The sequence below is a fragment of the Pelomonas sp. BJYL3 genome (assembly GCF_027257975.1).
GTDB classification, from domain to species: Bacteria; Pseudomonadota; Gammaproteobacteria; order Burkholderiales; family Burkholderiaceae_C; genus Roseateles_B; species Roseateles_B flavus.
On record NZ_JANZKX010000004.1, the window covers coordinates 66,646 to 92,953 of the forward strand.

Annotated in this window: 19 protein-coding genes; 12 read left to right on the forward strand and 7 right to left on the reverse strand. The window is 70.5% G+C overall.

Annotation, left to right across the window (positions count from 1 at the left end):
• Positions 1 to 203: 203 nt before the first annotated feature.
• The 3 genes from O9Y01_RS13910 to O9Y01_RS13920 all read left to right on the forward strand — a co-directional run bounded on the left by O9Y01_RS13910 (position 204) and on the right by O9Y01_RS13920 (position 5,717).
• Positions 204 to 2,036, forward strand: coding sequence for a PAS domain-containing protein (locus O9Y01_RS13910; protein ID WP_269632198.1), 1,833 nt, complete (start codon positions 204 to 206; stop codon positions 2,034 to 2,036).
• Positions 2,033 to 4,477, forward strand: coding sequence for a two-component system response regulator (locus tag O9Y01_RS13915; protein WP_269632199.1), 2,445 nt, complete (start codon positions 2,033 to 2,035; stop codon positions 4,475 to 4,477). The genes O9Y01_RS13910 and O9Y01_RS13915 overlap by 4 nt, the downstream gene beginning before the upstream one ends.
• A 253-nt stretch (positions 4,478 to 4,730) precedes the next feature.
• Positions 4,731 to 5,717 carry a hypothetical protein gene (locus O9Y01_RS13920; RefSeq protein WP_269632200.1) on the forward strand — a complete coding sequence of 329 codons (987 nt, stop codon included), beginning with the start codon at positions 4,731 to 4,733 and terminating at the stop codon, positions 5,715 to 5,717.
• A gap of 139 nt (positions 5,718 to 5,856) precedes the next feature.
• Here O9Y01_RS13920 and O9Y01_RS13925 read toward each other — a convergent pair whose 3' ends face one another.
• On the reverse strand, positions 5,857 to 6,261 hold the full coding sequence (locus O9Y01_RS13925) for a hypothetical protein (protein ID WP_269632201.1): 405 nt from the start codon (positions 6,259 to 6,261) through the stop codon (positions 5,857 to 5,859).
• Positions 6,262 to 6,660: 399 nt separating this feature from the next.
• A complete protein-coding gene (locus O9Y01_RS13930) occupies positions 6,661 to 7,710 on the reverse strand; it encodes a transporter (protein ID WP_269632202.1) in 1,050 nt (349 codons plus the stop codon).
• A 170-nt stretch (positions 7,711 to 7,880) separates the two neighbouring features.
• Between O9Y01_RS13930 and O9Y01_RS13935 the strand changes: the two genes are divergently transcribed.
• From O9Y01_RS13935 to O9Y01_RS13945, 3 genes are read left to right on the forward strand one after another with little or no spacing between them, the layout of a single operon-like run.
• Positions 7,881 to 8,219 carry an NIPSNAP family protein gene (locus O9Y01_RS13935; RefSeq protein ID WP_269632203.1) on the forward strand — a complete coding sequence of 113 codons (339 nt, stop codon included), beginning with the start codon at positions 7,881 to 7,883 and terminating at the stop codon, positions 8,217 to 8,219.
• Positions 8,216 to 8,560 (forward strand): antibiotic biosynthesis monooxygenase family protein, encoded by a 345-nt coding sequence (locus tag O9Y01_RS13940; RefSeq protein ID WP_269632204.1) that lies wholly within the window; start codon positions 8,216 to 8,218, stop codon positions 8,558 to 8,560. Before O9Y01_RS13935 ends, O9Y01_RS13940 begins: the two co-directional genes overlap by 4 nt.
• 4 nt (positions 8,561 to 8,564) lie before the next feature.
• The gene (locus O9Y01_RS13945) at positions 8,565 to 9,257 is read left to right on the forward strand and encodes an ArsR/SmtB family transcription factor (protein WP_269632205.1); all 693 of its coding nucleotides are present in this window, start codon (positions 8,565 to 8,567) and stop codon (positions 9,255 to 9,257) included.
• Positions 9,258 to 9,290: 33 nt separating this feature from the next.
• Here O9Y01_RS13945 and O9Y01_RS13950 read toward each other — a convergent pair whose 3' ends face one another.
• Positions 9,291 to 10,286 carry a sodium-dependent bicarbonate transport family permease gene (locus O9Y01_RS13950; RefSeq protein ID WP_269632206.1) on the reverse strand — a complete coding sequence of 332 codons (996 nt, stop codon included), beginning with the start codon at positions 10,284 to 10,286 and terminating at the stop codon, positions 9,291 to 9,293.
• A gap of 74 nt (positions 10,287 to 10,360) precedes the next feature.
• Here O9Y01_RS13950 and O9Y01_RS13955 point away from each other — a divergent pair, with 74 nt between their 5' ends.
• Both O9Y01_RS13955 and O9Y01_RS13960 read left to right on the forward strand, forming a co-directional pair.
• Entirely contained in the window at positions 10,361 to 11,266 is a 906-nt protein-coding gene (locus O9Y01_RS13955) for a LysR family transcriptional regulator (RefSeq protein ID WP_269632207.1), read from the forward strand.
• Positions 11,267 to 11,347: 81 nt separating this feature from the next.
• On the forward strand, positions 11,348 to 11,905 hold the full coding sequence (locus O9Y01_RS13960) for a lipocalin family protein (RefSeq protein WP_269632208.1): 558 nt from the start codon (positions 11,348 to 11,350) through the stop codon (positions 11,903 to 11,905).
• 7 nt (positions 11,906 to 11,912) lie between these two features.
• Here the strand turns inward: O9Y01_RS13960 and O9Y01_RS13965 are convergent, their stop codons facing one another.
• Genes O9Y01_RS13965 through O9Y01_RS13975 form a run of 3 tightly spaced genes read right to left on the reverse strand, consistent with a single transcriptional unit; the run spans position 11,913 to position 15,974 of the window.
• A complete protein-coding gene (locus O9Y01_RS13965; RefSeq protein WP_269632209.1) occupies positions 11,913 to 12,458 on the reverse strand; it encodes an Lrp/AsnC family transcriptional regulator in 546 nt (181 codons plus the stop codon).
• A 52-nt stretch (positions 12,459 to 12,510) separates the two neighbouring features.
• The gene (locus O9Y01_RS13970; RefSeq protein WP_269632210.1) at positions 12,511 to 14,631 is read right to left on the reverse strand and encodes a peptidase domain-containing ABC transporter; all 2,121 of its coding nucleotides are present in this window, start codon (positions 14,629 to 14,631) and stop codon (positions 12,511 to 12,513) included.
• On the reverse strand, positions 14,628 to 15,974 hold the full coding sequence (locus O9Y01_RS13975; protein ID WP_269632212.1) for an HlyD family secretion protein: 1,347 nt from the start codon (positions 15,972 to 15,974) through the stop codon (positions 14,628 to 14,630). Before O9Y01_RS13975 ends, O9Y01_RS13970 begins: the two co-directional genes overlap by 4 nt.
• An 806-nt stretch (positions 15,975 to 16,780) precedes the next feature.
• Between O9Y01_RS13975 and O9Y01_RS13980 the strand changes: the two genes are divergently transcribed.
• The gene (locus O9Y01_RS13980) at positions 16,781 to 20,338 is read left to right on the forward strand and encodes an indolepyruvate ferredoxin oxidoreductase family protein (protein WP_269632213.1); all 3,558 of its coding nucleotides are present in this window, start codon (positions 16,781 to 16,783) and stop codon (positions 20,336 to 20,338) included.
• Between the two features lie 84 nt (positions 20,339 to 20,422).
• Here the strand turns inward: O9Y01_RS13980 and O9Y01_RS13985 are convergent, their stop codons facing one another.
• Positions 20,423 to 22,030 carry a S41 family peptidase gene (locus O9Y01_RS13985; protein WP_269632214.1) on the reverse strand — a complete coding sequence of 536 codons (1,608 nt, stop codon included), beginning with the start codon at positions 22,028 to 22,030 and terminating at the stop codon, positions 20,423 to 20,425.
• 321 nt (positions 22,031 to 22,351) lie between these two features.
• On the opposite strand from O9Y01_RS13985, the gene O9Y01_RS13990 reads away from it, so the two are divergent.
• From O9Y01_RS13990 to O9Y01_RS14000, 3 genes are all read left to right on the forward strand, one after another.
• Positions 22,352 to 24,379, forward strand: a complete 2,028-nt coding sequence (locus O9Y01_RS13990) for an Ig-like domain-containing protein (RefSeq protein WP_269632215.1) — start codon at positions 22,352 to 22,354, stop codon at positions 24,377 to 24,379.
• Positions 24,380 to 24,577: 198 nt separating this feature from the next.
• Positions 24,578 to 25,552, forward strand: a complete 975-nt coding sequence (locus O9Y01_RS13995; RefSeq protein WP_269632216.1) for a DUF2167 domain-containing protein — start codon at positions 24,578 to 24,580, stop codon at positions 25,550 to 25,552.
• A complete protein-coding gene (locus O9Y01_RS14000) occupies positions 25,549 to 26,274 on the forward strand; it encodes a site-2 protease family protein (RefSeq protein WP_269632217.1) in 726 nt (241 codons plus the stop codon). Before O9Y01_RS13995 ends, O9Y01_RS14000 begins: the two co-directional genes overlap by 4 nt.
• The last annotated feature ends 34 nt before the right edge of the window (positions 26,275 to 26,308 follow it).

Genomic DNA, 26,308 nt, shown 5'->3' on the forward strand with positions numbered 1-26,308 from the left:
CGCCGGCACGACAGCCGGCATGCACAACGATGGCGCAGGCCTCGCAGCACGGCTAGACTGGCCGTCAGCCCGGGCTGCTGCAGCCCCGGCCCAGCCTGGGAGTGGCCGCATGCGTTCGCTTTTCGAGGAAGATCGGCAAGGGGTCCACCGGCCAGCCCCCGGCCCGCGCGGGCACTGGCGGGCTGCAGGGCGGAGCGCCTGAGATGCTGGCGCCCACCTCCGCGCCCCCGTCCAGCCCGCCGCCGCTGAGCGACGCCACCCTGGACCAGCTCTTCGCCAGCGAGCTCCCTGTGGGCCTGGCCGTGCTCGACCATGAGCTGCGCTACCGGCGCATCAATCCCACGCTGGCCGCCTTCAATGGCGTGCCGCCCGCGCAGGCCCTGGGTCGTTGCGTGAGCGAGGTCCTGCCCCTGGCCTGGCCGCAGCTGCAGCCCCTGCTGCGGCGCGTGCTGGATGCCGGCGAGCCGCTGCTGGGCTGCGAGTTGCGGCTGGAGGTGCCCAGCCGGCCTGGCGAGCTCTCGCAGTGGGAGGCCAGCTACCTGCCCATCCGCGGTGGCGATGGCGGCGTGCAGGGCGTGCTCGTGCAGGCTGTCAACCAGAGCGTCCAGCAGGAGGCCGAGCGCCGGCAGCGCACCAGTGCCGCCCGGCTGCGGCGGGTGCTGGACAGCCTCTTCGCCTTCGTGGGTGTGCTGGATCTCGACGGCACCGTGCTCGAAGCCAACCGCGCACCGCTGGAGGCGGCCGGCATCAGCCTCGAGGACGTCCAGGGACGCCCCTTCTGGGACACCTACTGGTGGAGCTACGACCCCGCCATGCAGCGCTGGTTGCGCGAGGCGGTGCGCGCCGCGGCACAGGGTCAGGTCGTGCGCCAGGACGTGGTGGTGCGCATGCGGGGCGACGCCCGGGTCACCGTGGACTTCATGCTGGCCCCCATGCTGGACGACGAGGGCCGCGTGCAGCATCTCGTGCCCTCGGGCATCGACGTCTCGGACCGCGTGGCGGGCGAGCGGGCCCTGCGCGCCAGCGAGGCCCGCTTCCGCAGCGTCTTCGAGGCCGCGCCCGACGGCATGACCCTGGTCGACGTGCAGGGCCGCATGCTGCTGGCCAACCGCGCCATGGGCCGGCTGTTCGGCAGCGAGGCCAGCGAGCTGGTGGGCGGCTGCATCGACCGCCTGGTGCCCACCACGGACCGCCCGGCCCATGCCGACCACATCCGCTCCTACTTCGCCGATGCCCAGCCCCGCCTGATGGGCAAGCGCAAGCGGCTGCAGGGCCTGCGCTCGGACGGCAGCCTTTTCAACATCGAGGTGGGGCTGAACCCGATCCCGGGCAGCGAGCCGCCCGAAGTGCTGGCCACCGTGGTCGACATCGACGACCGCCTCGCCGCCCAGGCCCTGCTGGAGCGGGCACTCAAGGAAAAGACGGCGCTGCTCAATGAGGTGCACCACCGGGTGAAGAACAATCTGCAGATCGTCTCCAGCCTGCTGCGACTGCAGTCCCGCCATGTGGACGAGCCGGTGCGCGCCGTGCTGCGCGAGAGCCAGAGCCGGGTCAAGGCCATGGCCCTCACCCACCAGCTGCTCTACGAGCGCAGCGACTTCTCCGCCCTGGAACTGGGCCCCTACCTGAGCCGCCTGGCTGCCCTGCTGCGGGAGGCCTATGTGGAGCCCGGCAAGGACATCGCCATGCAGCTGGACCTGCCCGGCGAGGGCCTCAGCATCAGCCTGCAGGCGGCCGTGCCCTGCGGCCTGATCGTCAACGAGCTGGTCACCAATGCGCTGAAGCACGCCTTCCAGCAGCGAAGCCAGGGCTGCATCCGCATCCGGGCCACGCGGGATGCCCAGGGCCTGTTCGAGATCGAGGTCGCCGACGACGGCCCGGGCATGCAGGCCCTGCCCGACCACGACCAGTGCCAGACCCTGGGCTACCAGCTGATCCCCCTGCTGGCCGACCAGCTCGAGGCACGCCTGGCCCTGGTGGCGGGGCCGGGCACGTGCATCCGCCTGGCGTTCAGACAGCCGGGGGGTGCGGCATGAGCACCTCCGGTGAGCGCGCCGAGGTGCGCATCCAGATCGTCGAGGACGAGCGCATCGTGGCCCTGGACCTCAAGCAGGACCTGGAGTCCATGGGCTACCGCGTCTGCGGCGTCGCGGCCTCCGAGAGCCATGCCCTGGAGCTGGCCCGGCGCGAGGCGCCCGACCTGGTCCTCATGGACATCAACCTCGGCGCCGGCGGCGACGGCACCCGCGCCGCCAAGCGCCTGATGGACGAGTACCGCGTGCCCGTGGTCTACCTCACCGCCTATGCAGAACCCGAGACCCTCAAGCGGGCCGGCCTGACCGCGCCCTACGGCTACCTGCTCAAGCCCTTTGAGCTGCGAGAGCTCAACGCCACCATCCACATGGCCCTGGCCCGGCGCGAGGTCGAGCGCCAGGCCGAGCGCGCCGAGCTGCGCTATCGCCTGGCCCTGGATGCCGGCCAGCTGGGCGTGCTGGAGTTCAGCGCCAGCGGCAACGAGCTGGAGCTGCACGGCCATTCGGCGCTCCTGTTCGAGCAGGCCGGCCCGCCGCCCGCCCTGACCCGCGAGGCCTTCATGGCCCGGCTGGATGCCGTCTCGCAGGCGCGGCTCGGTACCCTGCGCTCGCAGCCGGGGCAGGACCTGCATGCCCTGGCGCGCTGGCAGCTGGGGCCGCAGCGCCAGCTCTGGCTGGAGATCCACGCCCGGCACTTCGCGCAGGAGGCCCGCATCATCGGTGTGTTCCGCGACGTCAGCGGCCAGGTGGACTCCGAGGCCCAGCTGCGCCAGGCTGCGGTGGTGTTCGAGTCCGCGGCCGACGCCATCGTGATCCTGGACGTGGACGGCCGTCTGCGAGCCGTGAACCCCGCCTTCTGCTCCCTGACCGGCTGGGCGGCGGAGGAGGTGCTGGGCACGCGGCTGACCGACATCCTCCACACCCAGCGCCAGACCGACCTGCTCCTGCACGATCCCCACAACCAGGCCGAGCCCCGCCATGGCGAGGTGCTGTGCAAGCGGCGCGACGGCAGCCAGTTCCCCGCCTGGGAGCATGTGGCGCCGGTGTTCTCCGACGACGGCCGCCTGAGCCACCAGGTGCTGAGCTTCACCGACATCTCCGCCCTGCGCCGGGCCGAGACGCAGATCCAGCACCTGGCTTTCCACGACGCCCTGACCGGCCTGGGCAACCGCCACCACATGGGCTACTGCCTCAAGCAGTTCATCGGCGCCAGCGATGCCAAGCCGGAGGGCGGCGGCTTCGCGCTGTGCTTCCTGGACCTGGACGGCTTCAAGACCATCAACGACACCCTGGGCCACCACCGCGGCGACGAGCTGCTGGTCGCCATCGCCCAGCGGCTGTGCGCCTGCCTGCGCCGCTCGGACGTCGCCATCCGCCTGGGCGGGGACGAGTTCGTGATCCTGCTGAGCCAGCTGGTGCAGCGCGACGCGCTGCTGGCCCTGGCCGACAAGCTGCTCGCGGCCATCCGCGAGCCCGTGCAGCTGGAGGGGGTCGAGCCGGTCTCGGTCTCGGCCAGCCTCGGCCTGGCCCTGTTCCCCGAGCATGCCAGCACGGCCGACGAGCTGGTGAAGGCCGCGGACACCGCCATGTATGCCGCCAAGTCCGCCGGCCGCAACCGCTGTGAGATCTACGACAGCCACCTGGCCGCCCGCGCCGTGGAGCGCCTGCAGATCGAGCAGGGCCTGCGCCGCGCCCGCGTCGGCGAGCAGCTGCAGCTGCACTGGCAGCCCATCGTCGAGCTCGCCAGCGGCCGCGTGCTGGGGGCCGAGGCCCTGCTGCGCTGGCAGCACCCGGAATACGGCGCCATCAGCCCGGAGCGCTTCATCCCCATCGCCGAGGAAAGCGGCCTGATCGAGGACATCGGCCGCGCGGTGCTGCAGGAGGCCTGCCGCCAGGGCCGCGCCTGGCTGGACGCCGGCCTGCACCTGGAGCGCATTGCCGTCAACGTCTCGGCCCGCCAGCTGCAGCGCGAGGGCTTCGTCAATGCCGTGCGCCAGGCCCTGCTGCAGCATGCCTTCCCGGCCGAGCGCCTGGAGCTGGAGCTCACCGAGAGTGCCCTGCAGACCGTGGACAGCGGCCAGCGCCTGCTGGGCGAGCTGCGCCGCCTGGGCGTGAAGCTGGCCATCGACGACTTCGGCACCGGCTTCTCCTCGCTGTCCATGCTCAAGTACTTCCCGCTGGACCGCCTCAAGATCGACCGCAGCTTCATCCGCGACCTGGAGACGGATGCCAACGACCAGGCCATCACCCGCGCCATCGTGGCCCTGGCCCGCGCCCTGGGCCTGGCCCTGACGGCCGAGGGCGTGGAGAGCGCGGCGCAGCGTCAGGCCTTGCAGGCCCTGGGGGTGGAGGAAGCCCAGGGCTGGCTGTTCAGCAAGGCGGTCCCGGCCCATGAGTTCGCACTCACCCAGCTGCAGGCCGAGCTGGCGCGGCACCTGCACTGAGCGCGCCCCAGCCCCCGGTATTAACCCGCAGGACTGACGCCCCGGCATCGCACGCGGCCGCGCCTCGGCGCCGCCTTTCCTGTGCAATACGCCGCTTTGCCGCGAATTAGGCAGATCGGCCCATCGCTTCTGCGCGCTTTCCCTCAGACAACCTGCGCCCGGCTTGCATAGCATGCGAATGCGCTGACGGGAGTGTCGTTCCCCCATGGAGAACGGCGATGCAAAGCGATTCATAAAACGTCGAAGGGACCCCATGTTGAACATCAAGCCTGCCCGCCCGGCCCGCTCACTCACGGCCGCCCTGCTGGGCTTGGCCCTGGCTGCCCCCGGGCTGGTCCAGGCCCAGAATCTCAGCATCGGCGCCATCCTGCCGGAGTCCTGGCCCAGCACAACCCAAGCCGAGGACATGCGCGACGGCATGACCCTGGCCCTCAAGACCACCTCCCTGCAGCCCGCACCCAAGCTGGTCGTCAAGGACAGCGGCTGCGACGCCCGGAAGGCGCAAGCGGCGGCGCAGTCCTTTCTCACTGCCAAGGTGGACCTCGTCATCGGCGGCTTCTGCGTGCTGGGCGAGGTGCCCTCCATGCTCAAGGCGGCCAATGTGCCCATGGTGTCGGCCAACGCCGAACGGCTGAAGAGCCATGACGGCCTGCTGCAGCTGGGGCGTGTGGGCGCCGGGGTGGCCGAGGAGATCGCGGCCAAGCTGCGCTCCCAGACCGGCCTGCGGGTCACGGCGTCCAGCACGTGCTGGATCGACTTCGAGACGCCAGTCTCCGAGAAGTACGACGCCGGCCTGTGCCCCGCGCTCAGCGTGGACAAGGGCCGCTGGGCCGAGGTCGCCGCGTCCTATGAGGCGGCCTTCCGCAAGCCCTTCAGCGTGTCGGCGGCCCGCGGCCATGCGGCCATGGAGGTGGCCCTGGCCTACCTCAAGCGCCAGCGCAATGCCTCGCGCGCCGTCGCGGCCAGCGAGGCGCTGGGCCAGCGCACGGTGCTGGGCCAGGCCCTGGCCCGGGACGGCATCGTCCCCGACGATGCCCTGCAGCTGAGCTTTGCCACCCGCCCGGTCAAGGCCGGCAGCCGGGACGCCCAGGCCATGGACCAGCTGGTCAAGGCCAAGAGCTGCGAATGCAAGGCCGGCCCCGAGTGCGGCAAGGGCACGCCCTGGGCGGGCATGCCTTTCACGGTGGTGCCGCCCGGCAGCAAGCCCGCGTCCTGCCCACAGGTGCTGGCCAGCCGGTGAGACTGCCCGGGCCAGCGTCGCGCTCGCGCGCACCCTGGCACCCCGCACTGCCCTGATCACGGCCGGCGCCTTGCCGGCCGTTCTTCATGGACCCGACCCCGGCGAGCCTGTCAGAGGACGCCCGGACAGCGCCACGCGCTCACATCGGCAGCCAGGCTTTGAGCGACAGCTGGCGCCGCGCGTCCTGCCGGGCGAGCGTCCGCGCCGGGGCGGCTTCCGGCTCGCCGTCCGGCGCCGAGGCCTTGCGCATGGCCTGCGCGGCAAAGCCGGCGGACAGGGACGGCAGCCCCTCACCCGCAGCCGCCTGTACCGGCGGCCGGCGGCGCGGCGCCTCGCCAGCGCCCTGCCCCGCGGGATGGGGATGCGGGCGTGCCTGCCGACTGGTCTGCGCAGGCTGCTGGCTCGCCCGCGGCTGGAGGAAGCCGCGGGTGGTGTCGGGACGTGCGCTGGCCAGCCACCAGGCGCCCGCCAGCAGCGCAGCCAGCGACAGCAGGGCCAGCATGGGCCACCCCCAGCGGCGGCCGGTCGTTTGCTTGTCAATCATGGTGAGACTCCAGACTCGGGAAGGACGAGCATGGCAAGCCGCACTCCCGGCGGCATCCGTCACTCTTGCGATGCCGAGCCCCGGCACATCCTGCGGCATGAGGAGCACCGCCCGCCGCCCGCGGCACGCCCCCGGACCGCGGCCGGCGCCCTGCGCCTTGGCATTCGGTCGCGCGAGGCAGGGACGGGGCCACGAGGGGGCGGCAAGAAGGGCCGGACGACAGGCCGAAAGCGGTGTTCTGCGGCATGGTGGGGCTTGGCGAAGGAATGGCCGCATGCTCACCGATCCCGGTGACGGATGCTTGACCTTCCAGCGCTCCTGCGCCCGAACCTGCCAGGGATGGCAGGGTCATCTGTCGTGCCTGCGCGTCACCGCAGCGTCACGGCCGCCGGGCCCTGCTCAAGCGCCGTCGCGCGCCCCTCGCACCTGCCGCCGCACCAGCACCGTCGCCAGGCCGGTCAAGGCGGCGATGAGGGCCAGCATGATCCAGAAGCCCTGGCCGTGATCCGACAGCGGAATGCCCCCCACATTCATGCCCAGCAGGCCCGACACGAGATTGATCGGCAGGGCCAGCACCGTGACCACTGTCAGCGTGAACAGGCTGCGGTTGTTCTCCTCGGCCTGGCGCGCCGCCGTCTCGTCCTGCATCAGCTTGATGCGTTCCTGCAGCGCGGCCGCATCGCGCAGCACCAGCGCGAATTCCTCGCTGGCACGCTGCAGCTGGGCGCGGTCCTCGTCCGTCGCCCAGGCCGGCGGGTGCGCAAGCGTGCGCGCCAGGGCGCTGGGCTCGGGCGCCAGCAGGCGCTGCAGCCGGACCAGCACGCGGCGCAGGTGCGCCACCTCGACGGCATGGCGCGCATGGCGGCCCCGGAGCAGCTCGTCCTCGATGTCGTCGATGCGATCGGCCGTGCGGCGCACGATCGCCTGCAGCTCGTCGGCCTGGTCCTGCAGCAGATGATCCAGCAGGGCGATGGGCGAGCGCAGACCCTCGCCCCGCTTGACGGCCATGCGCAGCCGGTCCACCGAGCGCAGCGGCTGGCGGCGCGCGCTCAGCACGCAGCCCGGGCGCACATGGACCCACAGCGTGGCGATGTCGTCCGGATCGAAGCTGAAGTCGAAGGTGACGTCGTTGACCACGGCGAACAGGGTCTCGCCCTGGCGCTCGATGCGCGTCGCCCGCGAACCCTGCTGCATGGCGGCCAGCAGCTCGTCGTCCAGCACGCCGGCCTGGCGCAGCGTCTGGAGCGCACCGGCATGGCTCAGGTTCACGTGCAGCCACACAAAGCCGGGCGGCGCCTCGGCCAGCGCCTGCGGCGAAGGCACCTGGCCCAGCGCGCTGGCCTGGCCGCCAGCGTCGAAACGGTAGGCGCAGATCAGGCCTTGCTCGCTGGCGCCATAAGTGGGGAGCGGGGCGGTGGGGGGAGCCGGGTGCGGGTTCTCGTTCGGCATGGTGGGCGCTTGGCGGACCGGCCAGCCTAGGGCCGGGCCATGTCCGCGCGATGACAGCAGGGGCCGCGGAGGCGCCCGCAGGCCACGAGGGGCCGATGCTTCGGCCCGCGCCGAAACATGGCCGCAGCGGCCGCCGTCAGCATGGGGGCTCTCGCAACATTGGAAATCCCATGGCCCTCACCTGCTTCATCCGCTACCAGATCGACCCCTTCCAGCGCGCCGCCTTCCAGGCTTACGCCGAGGCCTGGGGCCGCATCATCCCCCGCTGCGGCGGCCAGCTGATCGGCTACTTCCTGCCTCACGAGGGCAGCAATGACATCGCCTGGGGCCTCATCGGCTTCGAGGATCTCGCGGCCTACGAGCGCTACCGCGCGGCGCTGCGCCGCGATCCCGACGGCCGCGCCAACTTCGAGGAGGCCCGCCAGCACCGCTTCATCCTGCGTGAGGAGCGCAGCTGGCTGGAGGACGTGGCCGGCACCCGGGACCGACCCGCGGAGTGCCGGCCATGATCGCCGTCCTCTTCGAGCTGGAAGCCCTCCCGGGCCAGGCCGAGGCCTATCTCGCCCAGGCCGCGGCCCTGCAGTCGGTGCTGGCCGAGCAGGAGGGGCTGATCTCGGTGGAGCGCTTCCAGAGCCTCGGCCGACCCGGCCGCTACCTCTCGCTGAGCCTGTGGCGCGACGAGGCCGCCGTGGCCCGCTGGCGCCAGCAGATGGACCATCGCGCGGCCCAGCGCCAGGGCCGCGGGCAGCTCTTTGCCGACTACCGGCTGCGCGTGGCCCAGGTCCTGCGCGACTACGGCCTGCACGACCGCGCGCAGGCGCCGCAGGACTCCCGGTATGCGTTAGGCTGAAGCCATGGCCGCTCTCGACACGGACCCTCCCCACGAACCCCGCATCGCCCGCGTGGCCGCTGCCATGGGCGATCCCGCGCGTTCGCGCATGCTGGCCTACCTGATGTCCGGCGCCTGCGCGAGCGCCGGCGAGCTGGCCCGCGCGGCCTCGGTCACGGCCGCCACGGCCAGCGGCCATCTCGGCCGGCTGATGGATGCGGGCCTGCTGCGCTGCGAGTCCCGCGGCCGGCACCGCTACTACCAGCTGGCCGGGCCGGAGGTGGCCCATGCGCTGGAGGCCCTGGCCCTGGTCGCCGAACGCGACAGCCACGCACGCCACTGGGCCGCCCCGGCCCGCCAGCGCCTGCGGGCGGCCCGCTGCTGCTACGGCCATCTGGCCGGCCAGCTGGGCGTGCAGCTGTACGAGCGCCTGCACGCGCTGCAAGGGCTGCAGGCGGTGCCGCAAGGCTTCGAGCTGACGGCCGCGGGCCGTGCCTGGCTCCAGAGCCTGGGCCTGCAGGCACCGCAGCCCACGCGCCGGCGCTATGCCTATGCCTGCCTGGACTGGTCCGAGCGCCGCGACCACCTGGCCGGCCAGCTGGCCGAGTCCATCCTGGCCCACTGCCTGGCCCAGGGCTGGCTGCGGCGGGGCGAAGGCCGCTCGGTGGAGCTCACGCCACCGGGCCTGCAGATCCTGCTGCCCCAGCTGACGGGCTGACGCCCCCGCCGCCGCCCTTCACCGCCTCCGGCCTCAGCCCAGCCAGGTTCGAGCGGCCCACTGGTACAGCGGGATGCCCAGCAGCAGGTTGAAGGGAAAGGTGACGCCCAGCGACAGGCCGATGTACACCGCCGGCCGGGCCTCGGGCACCGCGTGGCGCAGCACGGCGGGCACGGCGATGTAGGACGCGCTCGCGGCCAGCACGGCCAGCAGGATGGCATCGGACACCGGCAGGTCGAGGGCCCCGGCCAGCAGCAGGGCCAGACCGGCATGCAGCAGCGGCGCGCCCAGCGCATAGGCGAAGAGCGAGACCGGCAGGGCACGCAGCCCCGGCAGCTGGCGGGCGGTCAGCAGGCCCATGTCGAGCAGGAAGAAGGCCAGCAGACCCTTGAAGATCTCGCCGGTGAAGGGCTTCATCGCCGCAGCACCTGCCGGTCCGGTGATCCAGCCGATGGCCAGGGCGCCCAGCAGCAGCAGGGTGCCGCCCTCGGTCAGCGCCTCGCGCCAATGGCCGCCCCCGCCCGGCGCGAGCGCCGCCGTCGGCCCGCCCAGTGCCAGGGCACCACCGGCCGGCACGGTGCTCGCCGCGCGGGCCCGCTGGCTGAGCATCAGGGCCAGGATGATGGCCGGCGACTCCATCAGGGCCATGGCCGCCGCCATGTGCCCGCCGGCAGGCTGCCCCTGCACCTCCAGCAGGTGGCTGGCGGTCACGAAGGTGACGGCACTGACGCTGCCGTAGGTCGCCGCCACGGCCAGGGCATCGTAGGGCGGCAGCCAGCGGCGCAGCAGGGGGAGGTCCAGCAGCGGCAGCAGCACGGCCAAGGCCATGGCACTGGCCAGGCCGGCGACGACGGTGCCGTTCAGGCCGGTCTGGTGCAGGGCGAATCCGCCCTTGAGCCCCAGGGCCATCAGCAGGTACAGCGACAGAAAGCGCGACAGCGGCGCCGGCACCTCGAGGTTGGAACGCAGCACCCCGGCCAGCAGGCCGAGGACGAAGAACAGCAGGGCGGGATCAAGAAGGGCATTCATGAGGCCTGGATGCTAGGGACATCAGACAATCACGGAAAATCAATTGTTCTGATGCTTTCCATCGACATTCATCGATGCATGCCACCTTCCGTCAGCTGAAGCTGCTGCTGGCCCTCGCCGAGACGGGCTCCATCACCGGGGCGGCTCGAGCCTGCCACGTCACGCAGCCCACGGTCTCCATGCAGCTCAAGGAGCTGTCCGAGGCTGCGGGGCTGCCGCTGTACGAGCAGTTCGGCAAGCGCCTGCAGCTCACCGAGGCGGGCGAGGCGGTGCTGGCCACGGCCCGCGCCTTGCAGTCCGAGTGGGAGGCGCTCGAGCAGCGCCTGGCCGGCCTGCGCGGCCTGCAGCACGGGCGCCTGCGCATCGCGCTGGCCAGCACGGCCAAGTACTTCGTGCCCCGCATGCTCGGAGCCTTCTGTGCCCGGCATCCGCAGGTGGACATCGCCCTGCAGGTGCTCAACCGCGACGGCGTGCTGCAGCGCATGCGGGCGCACCAGGACGACCTCTACATCCTCTCCATCCCGCCGCGCGGCCTGCCTCATGAGCGGGCCCATCTGCTGGACAACCCGCTGGTGCCGATCGCACCGCTGGGGCACGCACTCGCCGGCCGCACGCGCGTGCGGCCGCAGCGCCTGCAGGAGGAGCCCTTCATCCTGCGCGAGGCCGGCTCCGGCACGCGGCTTGCCGGTGATGCCCACTTCGAGAAGCTGGGGCTGAGCCCGCGCGTGCGGCTGGAGCTGGGCAGCAACGAGGCGGTCAAGCAGTCGGTGGCGGCGGGCATGGGCCTGGGCCTGGTGTCCCGCCATGCCCTGTCGGCCGATCCGGCCAGCGAAGGCCTGGCCGTGCTGCAGGTGGACCGCTTCCCGGTGCGTTCGGCCTGGTCGGTGATGTGGCTGCCCGGCCAGCGCCTGAGCCCGCTGGCGCAAGCCTTTCTGCAGCATCTGCAAGGGCTGGCGGGCCATTGGGAAGTCCACTCCTGAGGCCGCCGGCGCATGGCCCAGAATCCCGCGAGGACGAGGCACGGCGGCCAGCGTCCGAGCCATCATGTGAAGGAGGTCCCCATGCGTTCGATGATCCGCGTCCTGTTGATGCTGCCGGCCCTGTGCCTGACCGGGCTGTCCTTCGGGGCGGATGCGCCCCTGCCCACCGTGCCGCAAGTGGACCTGGCGCGCTACGCCGGCCGCTGGTACGAGATCGCGCGGCTGCCCAACCGCTTCCAGCGCCAGTGCGTGGCCGACACCCAGGCGCAGTACCGCCAGGACGGCAACCGCATCGAGGTGATCAACCGCTGCCGCACGGCCGACGGGGGCATGGACGACGTCCGCGGCCATGCCAAGGTGGTCCCGGATTCTGGCAATGCCCGTCTGCGGGTCACCTTCTTCTGGCCTTTCTACGGGGACTACTGGATCCTGGCGCTGGACGAGGGCTATACCGAGGTGCTGGTCGGGGCGCCCGACCGGCGCTATGCCTGGGTCCTGGCCCGCGAACCCCAGCTGCCGGAGTCACGGCTGCAGGCCCTGCTGGACCGTGCGGCGGCGCTGGGCTTCGATCGCAACGCCTTCCAGCGCACGCCGCAGAGCGCCGCCCTCTCGTCGGCCGGCCTCGGCGACGGCCGCTGAGGGTCGATCAGGGCTTCAGGTGCCCCAGCGGCACGCCGCCGCCGGCCTTGACCTCGCCCAGCGAAAAGCTCGTGTGCACGTCCTTGACGTTGGGCAGGTTGAGCAGGGTGTCGATGGTGAAGCGGCTGAAGGCGTCGAGGTCGGTGGCCAGCACCTGCAACTCGAAAGTGCCGGCGCCGGAGATGTAGTGGCAGGAGATCACCTCGGGCAGCTGGCAGATGGCCTCTTCCAGCACCTTGGTCGCCGAAGCGTTGTTGCGGTCAGCGTCCAGGCGCACGAAGGCCAGCACACCCAGGCCCAGGCGCCGGCGGTCCAGCTCGGCGCGGTAGCCGGTGATGTAGCCCTGCTCCTCCAGCCACTTGACCCGGCGCCAGGTGGGCGCCGTGGACAGGCCGATGCGGCTGGCCAGCTCCGCATTGGACAGGCGCGCGTCGCGCTGCAGCTCGGCCAGGATGGCCACATGCCAGCGGTCCAGGCGCTCGCCCTGCGGGTCCTCGGACTCCGGCGCAGGCAGGCGTCCGCGGGTGGCGAGAGAGGCATTGGTCTTGGTCATGGCTCGGCAGGCTGGCAGCGGAGCACCCATCCTACTGGAGGAGCGCGACGCCTCAGAAGGCTGCCGTGCTGTCCGCCGGCCCGTTGCTCACCTGGCGCGCCAGCTCCAGCACCTGCCCCTCGCGCACCTGCACCACGCGCTGGGCGCCTGCGATGGTCTCGGGCCGGTGGGCGATGACCAGGCGCGTCAGCTTCATCTGCGCCAGCGCCGCCGTGACGGCACGCTCATTGGCGATGTCCAGGTGGCTGGTCGCCTCGTCCAGGGCCAGCACGCGGGGCTGCTTGTAGAGGGCGCGGGCCAGCAGGAGGCGCTGCTTCTGGCCGCCGGACAGGCCCGAGCCGAGGTCGCCCACCAGGGTCTGATAGCCCATGGGCATGCGGCGGATGTCCTCGTGCAGCTGGGCCAGGGCCGCGCAATGCTCGATGCGCTCACGGTCCGGATGGCTGTCGAAGAAGCTGATGTTGTCGGCCAGGCTGCCCGTCAGGAGGGCGTCCTCCTGCATGACGGTGCCGATCTGGCGGCGGAAGTTGCGCACGCCCAGGTGGCGCACCGGCACGCCGCCGTAGAGCACCTCGCCCTCGGTGGGCGGCAGCAGGCCCAGCAGGATCTTCAGCAGCGTGGTCTTGCCCGCGCCGCTGGGGCCGGTGACGGCCACGTTCTCGCCGGCCTCCACCTTGAAGCTGGCGTCCTTGAGGATCCAGGGCTCGCCCTCGGCATAGCGGAAGGAAACGTTCCTCAGCTCCAGCGAGGGCGCCAGGTGGTCCAGCTCGCTGTGCGGGACATCGTCCTGCTCCGGCGCTTCCAGGACGATGTCGGCCAGGCGTTCGCCATGCAGGGACAGCATGCGCAGCTCCACGCCGTAGTCGATCAGCTTGCCCACGCGGCTGGTGAACTGGCTCTTGTAGCTGACGAAGGCGAAGAGCATGCCCACCGTCAGCGCGACCGCGTGGTTCTGCTGGCCTTGCAGGATGGTGCGGGCGCCCAGCCACAGCACCGCCAGGTTTTCCAGGCCGAAGATCAGCGTGTTGGCGGTCTGGAAGGCCATGCTCATCTTGGCCGTGCGCACGTCGCGGTTCTGCACGTCGACGATGAGGTTCTGCCAGCGCGCGCGGCGCTCGTCCTCGCGGCCATAGAGCTTCAGCGGCGTGATGGCGCGCAGGGTCTCCAGGAAGTGCGTGTTCTCCTTGGCGGCGATGATCAGGCGTTCGGCGGAGGCGTCACGGAAGGGCCGGTAGGCCACCCAGCGCAGGGCGCCGTAGGCCGCCACCGCGCCCAGCACGATGGCGGTCAGCGGCACGGAATAGAGCAGCATCATGGCCAGCGCGATCAGGGCCATCAGCCCATCCAGCACGGCTTCGATGGCCGCGGTGGTGAGGCTGCGCTGGATCGCGTTGACGGCGCCGAAGCGCGAGGTGATGTCGCCCAGGTGGCGCTTCTCGAAGAAGGCGGTAGGCAGGCGGATCAGGTGGGCGAAGACATTGGACTGCCACTGCAGCGCCAGGGTCTGGCTCAGCAGCACCACCATCCAGGAGCGGCCCAGGGACAGCGCCGTCTGGATCAGCAGCAGCAGGCCGAAGCCCAGCACCAGCACGCCCAGCAGCTCTGCGTCTCCGCTGCTGAGCACCTCGTCCACCACCAGCTGGTTGAACAGCGGCGCGACGACGGCAAAGGCCTCCAGCACCACCGCCACCGCCAGGATCTGCAGCAGCGAGCGCTTGAGGCCGCTGACCTTGCCCGTGAGCGATCCCAGCGAGAGGCGGGGCGCCTGCTTCGCGGGCTTGAAGTCGGCATTGGGCGTCAGCTCCAGGGCCACGCCGGTGAAGTGGCTGGACATCTCCGCCAGGCTCAGGCGGCGCTCGCCGATGGCCGGGTCCAGCACCACGCAAGACCTGGCACCGACCTTCTTGAGCACCACGAAATGGTTGAGGTCCCAGTGCAGGACGCAGGGCAGGCTCAGCTGGCCCAGGTGTTCCATCTCCAGCTTGAGCGGGCGCGCCGAGAAGCCCAGGGCCCCGGCATGGCTGATGAGGCTGGCCAGCTTGGCGCCCTTCAGCGAGATGGGGAAGCGCCGGCGCAGCTCGCCCAGGTCCTGGCCCAGGCCATGATGGCTCGCGACCATGGCCAGGCAGGCCAGGCCGCATTCAGCGGCTTCGGATTGCAGGAAGAGTTTCATCGCGGGGCCCCGGCTTTCTGCGGCGCGGGGCTGCCGTCCTCAGGCGTGTTCACGAAAGGCGCCAGGCCGGACACGGCCAGGACGGGCTCCATCACCCATTCCCAGACCTTCTGACGCTGCTGCAGCACGTCGGCGTCCAGGCTCATGCCCGGCTTCAGCGGCAGGGTCGCGCCATAGGCCTGCACGTCCTGGCGGTCCAGGGCCACGCGGATGCGGTACAGCGGCTCGCCCGACTGGCCCGCGGCCTGCAGCGCCTGGCTCTGCCCGGTGGGCAGCTCCTGCGCCGACAGCGGCGCCTGGCTGACCGCCACCACGCGGCCGCGCGCCATGCCGAACTTCTGGTAGGGGTAGGCGGCATAGCGCAGCCACACCTGCTGGCCCGGCTGGACGAAGCCGCTGGTGCGGCTGGGCGCGAAGAGCTGGGCCTCCAGCGCCTGGTCGCCCCGACCCTCGCCGGCCTGGGGCACCAGGCTCAGCAAGGCCTGACCCTCCAGGACCGACTGCCCCGCATGCAGGGACAGCGTGGCCACGCGCCCGGCCTGGGGGGCCTGCACCAGCGCGGCGCCGCGGGCCTCGTTCTCATTGGCTTCCTGCGAGAGGCTGGCGAGGTTGCGGTCGACCAGGGCCAGCGCGCTGCGCAGGCTGGTCTCGTTGGCGGTGAGGTCGGCGCGCACGGCCTGGGCATCGCGCTGCAGCGCCTGGAGATTGCGCTCGGCGCTGCGCTCGCGCATCTGCAGATCCAGCAGCTCTTCCTGCTTCTGCTGGACCTGGGCGGCCGAGACATAGCCGCTGCGCGCCAGCTCGTTGAAGCGATCGACGCTCTTCTGCGCCAGCTGGGCGCGCTGGCGGCTGGAGTCCAGCTCGCCCTGGGCCTGGCGCTCCTCGGACTGCAGGCTGCGCAGGCGGTCGTTGAGCGCATCGGCGCGCTGGCGGGCCTGCTGCTGCTGCAGGAGGCGCTCGGTGTCCAGGCTCTGACGGCGCTGGGCCAGGGCCTGGGCGTTGAGCAGGGCCACATCGCCCTGCGCCAGGCGGCGCTCGGTGCGGATCTTCAGCAGGGGCTGACCGGCCTGGACCTCGTCCCCCTCCTTCACCAGCAGCTCGGCCACGGTGCCGGCCTGCGGCGCGGTGACGCCGATCAGCCCGCCCGTGGGCAGCAGCACACCGGAGACACGCGCCTTGCGGCTGATCTCGCCCAGCAGCGCAAAGGCCAGCAATCCGGCCAGCAGGGCCAGGGCGATGCCCGTCAGCCAGGCAAAGCTGGGCGGGCGGCCGATGCGTATGGAGCCCAGCCACTGGGTGGACTGGGCTTGCACCACTTCGGTTCTGAACAGGGTCTCCCTCATCCGGCTCACGCTCGTTCTTTGGAATGGAATCTGGCCGCCGGCCAGGCGCAACATCATCAATGCGGCCGGGCCGCTTGCCTAGAGAGACTTTGCCACTCTCCATGACCATGGCGATGAATCCAGCCGGCGCTCATGGGGTCAGGGCGGTGTTCGAGGTGCACGCCCACAGGGACGGGTGCGCGACAAGGGCCTGGCCGGATGCGTCATCCATGAAGCCCTGCGATGCAGCCTGCCAAACGCCCGCCTGCAATGTGGCAAAAATAAAAGGCCCGACCCATCACGGGCCGGGCCTCTCCAGTTTCTCCCCGAGCAGTGCCTGATGCACCGCGCGATCCTCGTTGCTTTCTCTTCAGCTGGTGCGTCGCCTCTGTGCCGAAACGTCCGCCGTTGTTCGAGTAGCGGCAGGTTATCCCAGTTTCACGGGACAGCCACCTGACATATTTATCAGGTGCTGAAAGTCATGCGCGCCGCGATCCGCCGGCCCGACGAGCGCCGGACGGCCCGCTTTGAGCCGCAGCACAAGCCTTCGGACTCCGGGTTTTTCCCTCTATTGCGATTGCGCGATCAAGACATTTCTCCATTGAACCAGAAGTCACCATCTTCATGCCAGACAAGGCCTTGACTGCGCAAACTTAGAAAAGACACACCCCCCCTCTTTCCCTACACTCCCTCCCCGGCCCATACTGCAGCCACCCCCCGGAAGGTCCGGCGGCCACAAGCCGCCTGCACATGCACCTCCTGATGCGAGGTGATGCCGGACCTGGTCCACCCTCTCTTCGGCACCCCCCTCTCGGAGTACCCCTCGCATGAATGCACCGCTGCCCGAACACATCCTGCGCGCGCTGGAAAAGGTCACCCTGGACGACAAGTACGCGCTCGACCGCGGTCGTGCCTTCATGAGCGGCGTGCAGGCCCTGGTGCGCCTGCCCATGCTGCAACGCACGCGGGACGCGATGAACGGGCTGAACACCGCCGGCTTCGTCTCGGGCTACCGTGGCTCGCCGCTGGGCGGCTATGACCAGGCCCTGATGGCCGCCAAGAAGCACCTGGCCAAGCAGAACATCGTGTTCCAGCCGGGCGTCAATGAGGAGCTGGGCGCCACCGCCGTGTGGGGCACGCAGCAGCTGGACCTGTTCAAGGAGAAGGCGAAGTTCGACGGCGTCTTCGGCCTCTGGTACGGCAAGGGCCCGGGCGTGGACCGCTGCATCGACGTCTTCAAGCACGCCAACATGGCCGGCACCTCCAAGCACGGCGGCGTGATCGCCATCGCGGGTGACGACCACATCTCCAAGAGTTCCACCGCCGCCCACCAGAGCGACCACGTCTTCAAGGCCGCGGGCTTCCCGGTGTTCTTCCCGTCCAGCGTGCAGGACATCCTGGACATGGGCCTGCATGCCATCGCCATGAGCCGCTTCTCGGGCCTGTGGTCCGGCATGAAGACCATCCAGGAGATCGTGGAGTCGGGCGCCAGCGTCAGCGTGGACCCGGACCGCGTCAACATCATCACGCCGGACGACTTCCCCATGCCGGCCGGCGGCCTGCACATCCGCTGGCCCGATCCGCCCCTGGACCAGGAAGCGCGGATGATGGACCACAAGTGGTACGCCGCCCTGGCCTATGTGCGCGCCAACAAGCTCAACTACAACGTCATCGCCACGCCCAACGACCGCCTGGGCCTGATCGCCTCCGGCAAGGCCTGGAACGACACCCGCCAGGCCCTGCACGACCTGGGCCTCGATGACGACACCTGCCGCCGCCTTGGCATCCGCCTGCACAAGGTCAACGTGGTGTGGCCGCTGGAGGCCAACATCACCCGCGACTTCGCGACCGGCCTGCAGGAGATCCTGGTCATTGAAGAGAAGCGCCAGGTCATCGAGTACCAGATCAAGGAACAGCTCTACAACTGGCGCGCCGACGTGCGCCCGCACGTGCTGGGCAAGTTCGACGACGACGCCGAAGGCGGCATGGGTGGCGAATGGGGCCTGCCCAATCCGAGCAAGAACTGGCTGCTGCGCCCGCAGGCCGACCTGACCCCGGCCATCATCGCCCGCGCCATTGCCAAGCGGCTGAAGAAGCTGGGCGTGGATGCCGACATCGCCGCCCGCCTGGACGCGCGCGTGGCCGTCATCGACGCCAAGGAGAACGCGCTCAAGGCTGAGGAGAAGGCCGCCGGCGGCGCCGACCGCACGCCCTGGTTCTGCTCCGGCTGCCCGCACAACACCTCCACCCGCGTGCCCGAAGGCTCGCGCGCCGTGGGCGGCATCGGCTGCCACTACATGGTCACCTGGATGCCGGGCCGCAACACCGCCACCTTCACCCAGATGGGCGGCGAGGGCGTGCCCTGGACCGGCCAGCAGTGGTTCACCGACGAGAAGCACATCTTCTCGAACCTGGGCGACGGCACCTACTTCCACTCGGGCATCCTGGCCATCCGCCAGAGCATCGCCTCGGGCGTGAACATCACCTACAAGATCCTCTACAACGACGCCGTCGCCATGACGGGCGGCCAGCAGGTCGGTGAGCGCGCCGAGGGCCACACGGTGCTGCAGATCATGCAGAGCCTGATCTCGGAAGGCGTGAAGAAGCTGGTGATCGTCACCGACGAGCCCGAGAAGTACAACGGCGTGGCGCTGCTGGCCGGCGTCACCGTGCACCACCGCGACGAGCTGGACCGCATCCAGCGCGAGTTCCGCGAGATCGCCGGCACCACGGCCATCATCTACGACCAGACCTGCGCCACCGAGAAGCGCCGCCGCCGCAAGCGCGGCAAGCTGATCGACCCGGCCAAGCGCACGGTGATCAACGAGCTGGTCTGCGAGGGCTGCGGCGACTGCTCCATCCAGTCCAACTGCCTCTCGATCGAGCCGCTGGAAACTGATTTCGGCCGCAAGCGCCAGATCAACCAGAACACCTGCAACAAGGACTTCAGCTGCGTGAAGGGCTTCTGCCCCAGCTTCGTCACCATCGAGGGCGGCGAGCTGAAGAAGCCCAAGAAGGACAAGCGCATCTCGCCCTTCGACGCCAAGCTGGGCGCCCTGCCCGAGCCCGTCATCCCCAACGCCACCGAGGCCTGGGGCATCGTGGTGGCCGGCGTGGGTGGCACGGGCGTGATCACCATCGGCCAGCTGCTGGGCATGGCCGCCCATCTGGAAGGCAAGGGCGTCATCACGCAGGACGCCGCGGGCCTGGCCCAGAAGGGCGGCGCGACCTGGAGCCACATCCAGATCGCCAACAAGGCGGAAGACATCCACTGCACCAAGGTCGGCACGGCCGAGGCCCAGCTGGTGATCGCCTGCGATTCCATCGTGGCCGCCAACAAGACCACGCTGGCCGTGATGCGTGAAGGCCGCACCTTCGTCGCGCTGAACACGCATGGCTCGCCCACCGCGACCCTCGTGAACAACGCCGACTGGTCCTTCCCCGGCGCCTCCTGCGAAGCCGCCGTGGCCAAGGCCGTGGGCGCCGAGCACTTCCGCGCCTTCGACGCGGAAGACGTGGCCGTCAAGCTGCTGGGCGACTCGCTCTACACCAACCCGCTGATGCTGGGCTACGCCTGGCAGCAGGGCCGGGTGCCCCTCAGCTACGCCGCGCTGATGCGCGCGATCGAGCTCAACGGCGTGCAGATCGACAACAACAAGGCCGCCTTCGAATGGGGCCGCCGCTGCGCCCATGACCTGGCCGCCGTGCAGTCCCTGTTCGCCGCCCAGCAGGTCATCAACATCGTCAAGCGCGACAGCCTGGACGAGATGATCACCAAGCGCGTGGCCTTCCTCACGGACTACCAGAACGCCGCCTACGCCGCGCAGTACCAGGCCTTCGTCGAGAAGGTCCGTGCGGCGGAAAAGCCGCTGAGCAGCACGCGCCTGTCCGAGGCCGTGGCCCGCTATCTGTTCAAGCTGATGGCCTACAAGGACGAGTACGAGGTCGCCCGCCTGCACAGCGACAAGAAGTTCGTCGAGAAGATCGCCTCGCAGTTCGAGGGCGACTACAAGATCGTCCACCACCTGGCCCCGCCCCTGCTGGCCAAGAAGAACGAGAAGGGCGAGCTGGTCAAGCAGCAGATGGGCGGCTGGATCCGCCCGGCCTTCGGCGTGCTGGCCAAGCTCAAGGGCCTGCGCGGCACGGCACTGGACATCTTCGGCTACACCGCCGAACGCAAGATGGAGCGCCAGCTGATCCAGGACTACCGCGCCAGCATCGAGCAGATCCTGGCCAAGGGCCTGACGGCCGAGCGCCTCGCCCTGGCCTCGGACATCGCGCGCATCCCGGAAGAGATCCGCGGCTACGGCCACGTGAAGGAGCGCCATGTGCATGCCGCCCGCGCCAAGTGGGACGGCCTGATGAAGCAGTGGCAGGCGGCCTGATCAACGCCTGATCAAGCACCATGAAGAAAGCCCGCAGGCCGGAAGGCCTGCGGGCTTTGTCTTTGGGGGCAGGCGCGACGGCGATCAGCGCGGCAGGCGGAAGGCGTTGCTGCGCACGGGCGAGCGCTTGAGCGTGAGGGCCACATCGCCCTCGCGCGGCCGGGCGCTGGCCGGGCGCATGCCCGGGGCCTGGGCCAGGCAGCGCCCGCTGATGCGGTGCTCCAGGGCCGTCGCCAGCAGGGCCTCGCCGGGATTGGAGAGCTCGTGGCCGAGGTCGTCCGCCACCGCGCAGCCGGGCAGGCCGGTCGGGCCGTTGCCGCCGGGCACGAAGCCGTCGGCGTAGTCACCGAAGCCCTTGTTGTTGACACCGCCGAACTCGATGGGGAAATAGGAGTTGCCGCAGTTGTCCTTGGCGGTGAAGCCATAGGGCTTGCCGCAGGTCTTGCCGCCGATCAGCACCACCTCCACGTCCACGCCGCGCAAGCCGTTGATGAAGGCCTCGCTGGCCGAGCAGGTGCCGCTCTGCGCCAGCACATAGACGCGTCGCAGGTTCAGCGCGGGCAGCGGGCGCTCGGAGGTGCACTGGAAGTTGGCGTTGAGCAGGCAGGAGACGCCGTAGAAGGGCGTCGCGCCGCCCTCCGTGGCCTGGCGCAGGCTGTTGTAGCGGCTGCGTTCGAAGTCCTTGCCGCTGGTCTGCTGGGAGCCGGCCACCATGTAGGCCAGCTGCGAAGCCATGAAGAGCAGGCCGCCGCCGTTGTAGCGCAGGTCCACCACCAGGTCGGAGACGCCGGCCTGCTGGAAGCGGGTCATGGCATCGATCAGCTGGATCTCACCCTTGGCGATGTGGGTGTTGAAGACCAGGTGGCCGACCTTCTTGCCGTCAGCGCCAGTCAGCACCTCGTCCAGGGTCACCGGCTGGGTCTCGACCTCGGCGCTGAGCAGGCTCACCTGCACGTTCTGGCCGCCCGCCCGGCTGAAGCTGAAGTCGAAACGCTTCTGAAGCTGGTCGGGGCTCATCATGTCGTTGAGCACGTCGATGCCGGCGCGGTCGTTGCTGTCGGCGGACACGCCGTTCACCGTCACCAGGGTGTCACCGCGCCGCAGGCCGGCACGCTCGGCGGGGCTGCCGGGCATCACGTAGGCGATGCGGATGCCGCGCGGCGGCGTGGGCGAGGCCATGGTCCATTCGATGCCGAAGCCCGCGTCCACGCCGGCCTGGGTCATCTGCTGCCACTTGGACGTGGGGATCATGAAGCTGAAGCGATCCTGGCGCGCGCCACTGGCGGTCAGCACCGGGCTGCGCAGGGCGTCGAAATAGGCCTCCAGCGAGCCCTGGACATCCGCGGTGTTGCTGAAGCTCGCCGCACTGGCGTTCACGTTGGGGACGGACTCCCGCCACAGATAGGCCTCGTCGAAGTAGGAGCGCAGCCAGCGCTTCTCCTGGCTGAGGCTGCCGTTGCGATTGCCGGCCGGGGCCTGCGCGTTCTCGGGCGCGCACTGCTGGGCATAGACAGCGCTGGGCTTCAGGGGCTCGTTGACGGGGGTGCTGGGCGTGCTGGGGGTGGCGTTGTCCGACGGCACGTTGCCGAAGACCGGCGCTCCGGCGTTGGTACCGCCGCCACCGCAGGCGCTCAGCAGCGCGCAGGCGCCCAGGACGGCGCCGAGGGCCGCCCCATTCCATCGTGTGTTCATACATCCTCCTCGTGCGGGGTGATCTCAGTCACCTGCCACCGGTTTCGCGTCGTCAGCGGCGGGGATCGCCGGACAAAGCCCGCGATTTGACACTGCAGCCCGCGGGCTCGTGCTGCTTTTTGCGCGGCAATCGCACCACAACCCCGCCCCACCGTGCGGGATTGCACGGGTTTTCGACAAGGGGGATGCCCCTGAGCAGCAATCTGCAGCAACAAAGGGCCGCCGCCTTGCGGCTAGGCTGCGGGCTTTCGTCGGGACCCTGGGGAGGGATCCCGTTGCGCCCCTTGCGCGGGGCAATTGATGAGTGGAGGCCTCGTCTCAATGAAACAGCTCACGAGCCGGCAGCGCCGGCTGCCCCTGGCCCTGCTGCTGGCAGGCCTGCTCGCGCTCGGTGCCTGCGGCTCGGGCGACGCGCCATTGACGGCCGCGCTGCAGGCCCGTGACGACAGCGCCACGGTGGACAACGGCGCAGCCGTGCTGATCGACGTGCTGGCCAATGACCAGGGCCAGGGACTGGTGCTGGACAGCGTGCAGGCCCCCAGCCTCGGCCAGGCCAGCATCGAAGGCGGCCGCATCCGCTACACGCCGGCTGCCCATGCCCTGGGCCAGGACCGCTTCACCTACCGGGTGCACGACGCCCAGGGGCTCACCCAGCAGGCCACGGTATCGCTGACCCTGCGCCGCGAACTGCTGCTGGAGGGTCAGGTCTTGCTGGGCGGCCAGGGGCAGGCCCGTCGCGGCCTGGAGCTGCTGTCCGGCGACCAGGCCCTGGCCAGTGCCCAGACGGACGACAAAGGCAGCTACCGCCTCCAGCTGTGGCTCGCCGACGCCAGCCAGCGCGACAGCCTGCTGCGCCTGCGCCTGAAGGAAGACAGCGGCCATCCGCGCGACCGTGCCGAGCTCTACCTCGCGTCCGGCGCCACCCTGATGACGCTGGCGGGCGACGCCCGGCGCCTGGATGCCGGCCGCCTCTCGGCCCTGCAGGTGGACGAGTCGAGCATCGGCGAAGCCGCGCTGCTGCTGGGGCAGCACCGCAGCCTGACCCAGCAGGTCAGCGTGCCTGACGAGCTGGCCCTGCGCCGCGCGGTGTCCGGCTATTCCGTGGAAGGCGTCGGGGATCGCAGCGCCCTGGTCCTGGCCGCCCGGCAGGGCCTGGTGCCGCTGCCCGACGGCATCGCCACGCTGGCCCAGCTGCTGGCGGACGACGCCGGCCTGCGGCAATTCCGTGCCGCGGCCGAGGCCACCCTGGGCGACACCCTGGAGCGCCTGCGCCAGGACGCCCAGACCGCCCTGCTGGCGCGCAGTCCCTTCACGCAGGCCAGCCTGCCCGCCCGCTACATCCTGGGCCCCGTCGGCGCCCTGGACCAGGCCCCCGTCTTCAGCACGGCCAAGAGCAGCGCCCTGCTGACCCTGCAGGCGGGCGGCACCGGGCAGCTGCGTCCCCGCCAGAGCTTTGCGCCGGCCCACGGCGCCCTGCATTGGGAGATCAACGGCAAGGGCGCCCTGCTGCTCAGCGGCAGCGGCACCGAGCAGGCGGCGGGCACGGACATCTTCGACCAGCCCTACCACCAGTACCTCCAGGGCATGCGGCGTCTGGGCCGCTTCGCCTTCGGTGACGTGCTGCAGCTCAGCGTGTGCACCAGCGAGTTCGACTGCGGCCCCGAGGACGGCGCGGCCGTGCAAGGCGAGCAGCTGAGCCTGGGACTCAGCGACACGCCGCTGGCCCTGCAGGCCGCGGAGATCCCCGGCCGCTGGTTCCTGCCCATCGCCGAGACCCTGGAGCTCAAGGCCCACACCGGGGTCGGCCCCCTGCTGGCCGCGCCGCTGGACCTCCAGTCCGACGGCAGCATCGCGGGCCGCAACTGGCGCTGGCGCCTGGACGGCGGTGAGCTGCTGGTGGAGAACGGCAGCAGCCAGCGCTGGCGCCTGCAGCTGCTGCAGCGCAGCGCCCCCCGGCAGTTCCTGATGCATGCCCTCTACGAAGGGCCGCAGGGCCAGGGCGCCAGCCTGGGCGAGGCCTATGTGCAGGATCCCGCGCTGAACTGGCAGCGCGAGCAGCTGATCGGCGAGTGGCGCATCAGCCGACTCCTGCGCACCCTGCAGCTGCGCGCCGACGGCAGCGCCAGCCTGATGACGCACCATGACAGCTACGAGGGCCGCTGGATGCTGGCCGCCGACGGCAGCCTGCAGGTCCGCCTCGGCAACGAGGCCGCGGACTTCGTCCTGCAATGGTGGGGCCTCAGCAGCGACAAGTCCGGGGCCCTGGTCATTGAAGGCGGCCATGCCCTGGCAACGCCGGACCAGGCCTTCACCAGCACCCCCTATCGCTACGAACGCGCCGGGCCCTGACAGGCGCGGGGCACCCGCCCCGCCTGGGGCGATGAGCCCCACGGCGCCGGGGCGGCAGGTGTCGGCGCCTTGCTAGACTCCCTCGGCGGCCGCGTCCGGCCAGGCCGTGGGCGGGCCTGAACGGGTGCCGTCCCGTGCCCGGGCCCTGCCTTCGCTTCAGACAACCATCAGCGGTAGCCACACCGCAGGGAGGAATCCATGAACACGAACTTCTGGCGGCGCCTGGCCGCCGCATGTCTGCTGAGCCTGCCTCTGGCCCTGCTGGGCCGACCGGCCCTGGCCGACGAGGCCCCCGACCCTTCGGCCCAGGTCTTCGCCGAGGCCAAGCAGGCCGCCACGGCCGGCCCCAGCGACGTCACGCTGGCCAACCAGGCCGTGCTGCACCTGCCCGCGGGCAAGGTCTTCATCCCCCAGCCCCAGGCCGCCAAGCTGATGCGCGCCATGGGCAATCCGGGCGACTACAGCGACCTGCTGGGCCTGGTCTTCCCCGAAGGCGGCGAAGACGGCTGGTTTGCCGTGCTGCGCTTCGAGGGCGCCGGCTACATCAAGGATGACGATGCCAAGGACTGGAACGCCGACGACCTGCTGAAGTCCTACCGCGAAGGCACCGAGGCCAGCAACAAGGAGCGCGCCAAGATGGGCGTGCCCGAGCTGGAGATCGTGGGCTGGGCCGAGAAGCCCGCCTATGCCGCCGACAGCCACCGCCTGGTCTGGGCCATGAGCTCGCGCAGCAAGAACGCACCGGCCGAGGAGGAACAGGGCGTCAACTACAACACCTACGCCCTGGGCCGCGAAGGCTATCTGAGCCTGAACCTGGTCACGGACCTGAAGGACCTGGGCGCCCACAAGGAGCAGGCCCGCGAGCTGCTGGGCGCCATGGAGTTCAATGACGGCAAGCGCTACGCCGACTTCAACAGCAGCACCGACAAGGTCGCCGAGTACGGCCTGGCCGCGCTGGTGCTGGGCGTGGGCGCCAAGAAGCTGGGCTTCTTCGCGGTGATCTTCGCCTTCCTGGCCAAGTTCGCCAAGCTGGCCATCCTGGCCGTGCTGGGCTTCGGCGGCGCCCTCCTGAAGCTCTTCAAGCGCAAGCCCAAGGTAGAGGCCGCGGTCGTGGAGACCCACCAGGACACCCTGCCCATGCCGCGCCCCGAGGGTGGCAAGGCCGCCGAATGATCAAGCTGCTCCTGCTGCTGTTCTCCGGCCTGAAGCTGGGCAAGCTGCTGCTCTCGGGCGGCAGCATGCTGCTGGCCCTGGGCGTCTATGCCCTGCTCTACGGCTGGCGCTATGCGGCGGGCTTCATCGCCCTGCTCCTCGTGCACGAGATGGGGCACTACCTGGCGGCCCGCTACAAGGGCCTGAACGTGGGCCTGCCCACCTTCATCCCCTTCGTGGGCGCCTGGATCGAGCTCAAGGACCAGCCGCATGACGCGCAGACCGAGGCCTTCGTGGGCCTGGCCGGCCCCCTGCTGGGCACCGTGGGCGCCACGGTCTGCTACCTGATGGCCCGCAGCTGGGGCGTCGACTGGCTGCTGGCCGTGTCCTACGCCGGCTTCTTCCTCAATCTCTTCAACCTGATCCCCGTCTCGCCCTTCGACGGCGGGCGCATCACGGCCGTCCTCTCGCCACGCATCTGGCTGCTGGGCGTGCCGGTGCTGGTGGGGCTGTTCGTGTGGCGCCCCAGCCCCATGCTGATCCTCATGGCCGTGCTGGCCTGGCCGCAGCTGTGGAAAGCCTGGAAGTACCGCAGCGACAGCGCCGAGGGCCAGACCTACTACGCCGTGCCCGCCGCGGTGAAATGGGAATATGGCACCTACTACCTCGCGCTCGCCGCCTTCCTGGCCCTGATGAGCCACGACGTGCACGAGATGCTGCAGCGCCCCGCCGGCCTGCACTGAGGCCGCCCCTCCCGCCCGTCCTTCTCTGACTTTC